The 6,190-nt window shown below is 48.2% G+C and carries 9 protein-coding genes; all 9 read left to right on the top strand.

Annotation, left to right across the window (positions count from 1 at the left end; all coding sequences use genetic code 11):
- Positions 1-235: 235 nt before the first annotated feature.
- Positions 236-427, top strand: coding sequence for a hypothetical protein (locus tag V6C93_RS25085; RefSeq protein ID WP_333479398.1), 192 nt, complete (start codon positions 236-238; stop codon positions 425-427).
- Positions 385-564, top strand: coding sequence for a winged helix-turn-helix domain-containing protein (locus V6C93_RS38460; protein WP_349262833.1), 180 nt, complete (start codon positions 385-387; stop codon positions 562-564). Before V6C93_RS25085 ends, V6C93_RS38460 begins: the two co-directional genes overlap by 43 nt.
- 220 nt (positions 565-784) lie before the next feature.
- The gene (locus V6C93_RS25080) at positions 785-1,396 is read left to right on the top strand and encodes a sigma-70 family RNA polymerase sigma factor (RefSeq protein ID WP_333479397.1); all 612 of its coding nucleotides are present in this window, start codon (positions 785-787) and stop codon (positions 1,394-1,396) included.
- A complete protein-coding gene (locus V6C93_RS25075; RefSeq protein WP_333479396.1) occupies positions 1,393-1,752 on the top strand; it encodes a hypothetical protein in 360 nt (119 codons plus the stop codon). The genes V6C93_RS25080 and V6C93_RS25075 overlap by 4 nt, the downstream gene beginning before the upstream one ends.
- A 75-nt stretch (positions 1,753-1,827) precedes the next feature.
- Positions 1,828-2,310 (top strand): Spy/CpxP family protein refolding chaperone, encoded by a 483-nt coding sequence (locus V6C93_RS25070; protein WP_333479395.1) that lies wholly within the window; start codon positions 1,828-1,830, stop codon positions 2,308-2,310.
- A 1-nt stretch (position 2,311) separates the two neighbouring features.
- Positions 2,312-2,947 carry a YqiA/YcfP family alpha/beta fold hydrolase gene (locus tag V6C93_RS25065; protein ID WP_333479394.1) on the top strand — a complete coding sequence of 212 codons (636 nt, stop codon included), beginning with the start codon at positions 2,312-2,314 and terminating at the stop codon, positions 2,945-2,947.
- A gap of 27 nt (positions 2,948-2,974) precedes the next feature.
- Complete coding sequence (locus V6C93_RS25060) at positions 2,975-5,401, top strand: ATP-binding protein (protein ID WP_333479393.1); 2,427 nt, start codon at positions 2,975-2,977, stop codon at positions 5,399-5,401.
- A gap of 119 nt (positions 5,402-5,520) precedes the next feature.
- On the top strand, positions 5,521-5,646 hold the full coding sequence (locus tag V6C93_RS25055; protein WP_333479392.1) for a hypothetical protein: 126 nt from the start codon (positions 5,521-5,523) through the stop codon (positions 5,644-5,646).
- A 10-nt stretch (positions 5,647-5,656) separates the two neighbouring features.
- On the top strand, positions 5,657-6,190 hold a 534-nt coding region (locus tag V6C93_RS25050; RefSeq protein ID WP_333479391.1), incomplete at its 3' end, for a Uma2 family endonuclease.

Raw genomic sequence — 6,190 nt, 5'->3', positions numbered from 1 at the left:
AACGCTATCGCTTCGTGAGACATGGTCAAAAAAGCGCATCTCCAACCTTACCTGACAAGCAGCGAACTGAAGTCCCGCTACTTCGGTTGCTCAGATCGAGTGGAATGAATCACGTCGTTGGCATCTACTGTGGTTAGTGTCTCAACACTGGACAATCCAGCAAGCATCTCTTGCCGTGGGATTGAACTATGATTACGCCAAGGACATAGTCAAGGCGTAGAATCAACAAGGGGTAGTGGCCATCGCCAATCGCCGCCGTCAGCGCCCAATCCTCCCATCCCACGCCCTGCTTAATAGTGAGCAACTAGAAGAATTACGTTTAAGCCTAAAACAGCAACCAGAAGACAAAGGCATCTGGACTGGACTCTTATGTAGCCGATTGGATTGCCAAAAAGACAGGGCGAGAGAAAGTTTGGCCTCTGCATAGGATGGGACTACCTTAAAAAATGTCGTTATTCTGCTCAAAGACCACGTCCTCGTCACGCGAAAGCCGACCCAGAAGCACAACAAGAGTTTAAAAAAAACTGCACCAAAAAGTTAGAGACAAGAAGTTTTGTTTATTGAGAATTAATAGCACTTAACCTTGTTTGTCAACGCGGTTTGAACTACTTCCATTTTTGCGATCGCACTGAGGGAGATTATCCTTCCTGATAAAGGGGGTAGTCAACCCGGATTTGGTATCACTGCTCGCTGCTTACTGCTTACTGGTCACTGTTCAATGAACCTTTGTCTTACCACCTCAGTCTAAAGAAGTATGAAAACCAACTGGTGAGGGAGAACACAGGTGTCAGTAATACCTGCCGAGGCGTCAAACAATGACCCTGCTGCTCAAGAGCCTGAAACCGACATCGACTTGGTGCTACAGTGCCAACAAGGAAACCAACAGAGTTTCCGCCAACTGTATCGGCGCTATGCTTCGCGAGTGCGGTCAACCCTCTACCAACTTTGTGGTGGTGAGGCTCTCGATGATTTAGTCCAAGAGGTTTTCCTCCGTGCCTGGAAAGGCTTGCCCCAGCTACGGCAGGCGTCCCAATTTTCGACCTGGCTTTATCGGATCTGCTGGAATGTGGCATCTGATCAGCGGCGGCAGTTTGCTCAAGAACGTTCCTTTAACTCCAAACTCAAAAGTGGTAGCGATCGCTTGCTCCCCAGCGACTCGAAACACTCCCAGGCTCCTGATTTGATGGAACTGCACTATCAAGACATTATTCAACGGGGATTGCAACAGTTGAGTTTTGAGCATCGTGCTGTACTGGTATTGCATGATTTGGAGGATTTGCCCCAAAAAGAGGTGGCGCAAATTTTGGGCATAGCAGTGGGAACCGTTAAGTCTCGTCTTTTTCATGCCCGAATATCCCTAAAGCAATATATCCAGCAACAAGGAGAGATGCTATGACACAATTACCACCTGATGACAGACAATGGCAAGAGTTTCTCCACAAACACCGCCCTATACCCCCACCAGAGGCAGATGACTTGGAAGAGCAGCTAATGAGGGCGGTGGAAAAGTCTCCCCAGCCTAGTATTAGTCAGCGGCTCCTACCTTGGCCACCAGCGCTGATTGCCGGTTTAGTGATGCTGTTGAGTAGTTATCGCCTCCTGATTTCCGTACCAGAGTCATCTCAGTCAGCCCCTGTGGAAGCGTTCCTGCAAGACAACTGGAATGAGGTGGTCGGAGATACATCCCCCAGTTTACAGACTCACAATGTTGTACAGGTCGATTGGCAGTTCGAGGCGAATGCGGCGCAATAAGCTTTCTCTTCTGCGGTGAACAATGGAAGAGAGAGATCTTTAAGCATGAAATTCCGTACTTAATATTTCTTAAAAATGTGGTTACGTCGTGTATCTGTGTGGTCATTTCTCGTGCTTGCGATTGGAAGTGCGATCGCTTTGATTAAACCCAATTCCCCATTCCCCGAAAGCGCCCTACAAAACTTAGGAGCGCAAAAGGACGGGGGGCAGCGTGAGTTTCGGTTGATGGAGCAACTCAACCTAAATCCCGATCAGAAGCAAAAGCTAACAACTATTTACTCTCAATACAAAGATCGAATAGTCCAACACAAATACGCCGTGCGCCAAGCGACCAAAGAGTTGCGCGAACTCATGGTAAGTAACGCTTCAGCCGACGAAGTTCGGGCTAAATATCAGCAAGTTGCAGTGATGCGCCAGCAGCTAGAAGCCACAAGCTTTGAAAGTATGCTGGCAATGCGAGATGTATTAACACCCAATCAACGCAGCCAGTTTGCTCAACTGATGGAACAGCAAGGGAAAAAGTTCGACAATCAGATGGTTCATCAACAAAGGTATTAATTTGAGATTCGTCTACCTTCACGGTTTTGCTTCAACGCCTGAGTCGGTCAAGGCGGTGTATTTGCGCGAAGCGTTCGCCATCCATCAGATTTCCCTGGAAGTGCCTGACCTTAACCAGGGTGACTTTTCCCACTTGACGATCGCACGTCAGATTGCTCACGTTGAGTCTCTTTTTCCATCCGATGGGACGCCAGTCACATTAATGGGTTCTAGTTTGGGGGGTCTAACATCCGCTTGGTTAGCCGAAAAACACTCACAAGTCCAGCGGCTTGTTCTGCTGGCTCCAGCCTTTGGATTTCTCGATCATTGGTTGCCGCAACTGGGAGAAGAACAAATCAGTCAATGGCAGACGTTGGGATATTTGCCGATTTATCACTACGGAGAAAAGCGATCGCTTCCCTTACATTACAAGTTTGTTGAAGATGCCGCTCAGTATCCAGACACGCAGCTATCACGACCCGTGCCTACCCTTGTCCTACATGGGCGTAATGATGAAGTGATTCCCCTAGCTGCCAGTCTTGCTTATGCTAGTATGCGTCCTTGGGTACAACTGATTGAACTGGACAGCGACCACGGCTTAACGGATGTGATGCCACAAATTTGGGAGGCAATTCAGACCTTTTGTCAGTTATTGTGAGACCATCAATTTCTTCCAAAATTAACGATGTCACAGTGGCGGGGGTTGACTTGGTTCGAGAAAATTCGCACCCAGCGAGGGGGGCGGCCTCGAAATCTCATTGTTCTGCTTGTGATATTAGGTACAACGTTGGCAGTGAGTACAACAGCTCTAATCAGCTATCAAGTTGGGCGGAAGTTGATTCTCAAAAATTTAAAGGAATATGCCTTTTTGAAAGCTCAGCTTGGGGGTAAAGAAATTGACGAATGGCTGGCGACTCGCAAGGCTGAGGTAGAAATGTTAGCCAACACACCCACGATTCGCACGATGAATTGGTCGGCGAGCGAACCGTATTTGCAAGCAGAATTAAAGCGCCTCAAGGAGTTCTACCATTTTGCTCTAATCTACCCCGATGGTTCCTACTACACCACGAAAGTTGGTCGAGCTCAGGCAAACTTGCAAGACCGCAAACACGTTAAGGAAGCAATGGCAGGGAAAGCAGTTGTTGCCGATCCGCTAATTGCTCGTTCGATTGGAGCCGTCGTCGTTCCCATTGCCGCTCCCATTTGGTCAGGCTCTTCCACGGCTAAGCAGCCGATGGGAGTGATGAATGGCAACATTAAGCTCAATCGCATCGCTCAGGTGGTAGGCGAACTGGAATATGGCTCTGGGAGTTATGCGTTTGCTCTCAATTCCCAAGGCACACCGATTGTTCATCCCAATTACACGCTCAGGGGAACCCAAGAACATCCAGCTCCCAGTTTTTTAACGGCAAAAGACCCTGCTTTGCGTCGGATTGCCGCACGGATGGTGGAAAAGCGCAGTGATATTGAGCGGGTGCGAATCAATGGCAATTGGGTTTATGTTGCCTATTTACCTCTGCACCAAGCAGATTGGTCGATCGCCTTGGTCATTCCTCACGAGAATATTGAAGCTAAACTGGAGGCTCTCAATCAGTTGGCAGTGGTTGTGGGAGTACTGTTGGGTGCAGCGACGTTCACAGCACTGCGGCAATTCTTGTTATCGGAACGGCTTCGCGCTCGCGCCGACCGAGAAGCGCTGGTAAATCGATTGATCGGGCGCATTCGCGCTTCTTTGGAGATTGATCACATTCTGCAAACAACAGTTGAGGAAGTGGTAACCCTGCTCCATCTCGAACGGGTGGCTTACGTCGTACTGGAACCTCAACAGCTAATCTTGCGATTCCAACGGGAATACTGTCGAGAAGGTCTGCCCAAGCAAGTCGGATGCTTTAATGTCTCACCAGGAGAAGAGTTGGACAGGCGACTTCAGCAGAGTGAAGCCTTACTCCTCACTCCAGCTTCCCCCAGCCTGAATGGCAGCCAATCTGGAGAACAAGTCCCACTAGAACTCAAAGCTGACAGCTACCTGGCTTTACCCGTTCGAGCCGATGGCGGAACTCTGGGCTATCTGATTTGCATCCATGCCACCCGTTGGTCGTGGAGTATCCACAAAACAGAACTGTTGCAAGTGGTTGCCGACCAACTTGCGATCGCAATTATCCAATCTCTGCTCTATACCCAGACGAAAGAGCAAGTCCAACTTCTGGGCGATGCCTTGAGGGAACTCAAAAGAACTCAGGCTTATTTAGTGCATACCGAAAAAATGTCGAGCTTGGGTCAAATGGTAGGAGGGATTGCTCATGAAATCAATAACCCTGTCAGTTTTATTTATGGCAACCTCTTCTATGTCAATCAATACCTGGAAGATTTGCTGCAATTAGTCAGTTTATACCAGCAGAATTTACCCCATCGTCCTTCAGAAATCTCCAAGTTTGAGGCTGAGATTGATCTAGAGTTCATTCAGGAAGATTTGCCTCAAATGCTGAACTCCATGAAAACGGGTGCGGAACGCATCCGTCAGATTGTTCTATCCTTACGTAACTTCTCTAGGGTTGATGAGACTGATGTTAAGGTGGTTGATATCCACGAGGGCATTGACAATACGCTGCTGCTACTCAACAGTCGGCTCAAAGATGAAATTTCTGTACGGAAGTATTACAGTGAGTTGCCTCTCGTGGAGTGCTATGCCAGTCAAATCAATCAAGTATTGATCAACTTGCTGAATAATGCGATAGACGCGATAGCGTCTCGCTTTGCTAACGATGCTTTGAAAGAATCGACTCAGCCAGATAAAGTAATTACCATTACAACGGCAGAGTCTGTCATTGCGGGAAAGCCATCTGTTCGCATCTGTGTGGCTGATAATGGCTGTGGCATTCCCGCAGAAATTCAACCGAAAATCTTTGACCCGTTTTTTACAACCAAGCCAGTTGGTTCTGGCACGGGGTTAGGATTATCTATTAGTTATCAGATTGTTGTTGAGATGCATGGGGGTCACATTAGCGTCCATACCCCTCCTGATGGAGGTTCTGAGTTTGTGGTGGAAATTCCGATTCAGTCTAAACGTGGCGCGGGTGATCGGGTGCGTCCTATAGCCCCAAAATTTGGGTAAGTGCGATCGCGGAAGAAATCAGAGTTGATAAGCTGTAACGAACTGAATCGATACACTTTTTGATATCCATTTTTGGACAACATTTTCGATGATATTTGTGAGTACAACTATACAATGAGATGGCTTCTCAACCAAGCCAAAAGGCAAGCTCCCTGCAACACTGGCGGCTGTTTGGTGGTGAACTGCAACTGATGATGAGCAATCCTATGCCCCGATTCGGTAGGATGAGCATAGGTTTACCCTAACTGCGGCTGTATGGTTAAAACACCTTCCCAGCATTGGGCAATTCCCCCCTTAGAAAATGGCGATCGCTTAAACCGTTACGAATTTGAGCGCCGCTACAACGCCACGCCCAACCTGAAAAAAGCTGAATTAATCGAAGGGATTGTCTACATGCCTGCTGCACTGCGCTTCAAGAGCCACAGCCAACCTCATGCTTGGATTATGGCATGGCTAGGAAACTATGAAGCTATGACTCCCGGTGTTGCTTTGGGGGATGCTCCAACGGTGCGTCTCGATATCGACAACGAACCTCAGCCGGATGCTGTTCTCCTAATTGCTCCAGAAGCCGGTGGACAGGCGCGACTGAGTGATGATGATTATATTGAAGGTACTCCAGAGTTGGTGGTCGAAATTGCCGCTAGCAGTGTTGCGATCGACCTTCACGCCAAAAAACAAGCCTATCGCCGTAATGGAGTAAAGGAATATATCGTTTGGCAAGTCCTCGATCAGAAAATTAGCTGGCTCTATCTAGACAAGGGTGAGTATCTCGATTTACCCACTGATGCC

It is taken from the genome of Allocoleopsis sp. (assembly GCF_036703385.1).
Taxonomy (GTDB): Bacteria; Cyanobacteriota; Cyanobacteriia; order Cyanobacteriales; family Coleofasciculaceae; genus Allocoleopsis.
The sequence above is the reverse complement of the archived record's forward strand: the minus strand, read 5'-3'. Positions and strand labels throughout refer to the sequence as shown.

Excerpts from the sequence above, each read along its gene's own strand:
- V6C93_RS25075 (WP_333479396.1), top strand. The coding sequence starts at position 1,393 with ATGACACAATTACCACCTGATGACAGACAATGGCAAGAGTTTCTCCAC.
- V6C93_RS25070 (WP_333479395.1), top strand. The coding sequence starts at position 1,828 with ATGTGGTTACGTCGTGTATCTGTGTGGTCATTTCTCGTGCTTGCGATT.
- V6C93_RS25060 (WP_333479393.1), top strand. The coding sequence starts at position 2,975 with ATGTCACAGTGGCGGGGGTTGACTTGGTTCGAGAAAATTCGCACCCAG.
- V6C93_RS25055 (WP_333479392.1), top strand. The coding sequence starts at position 5,521 with ATGGCTTCTCAACCAAGCCAAAAGGCAAGCTCCCTGCAACACTGGCGG.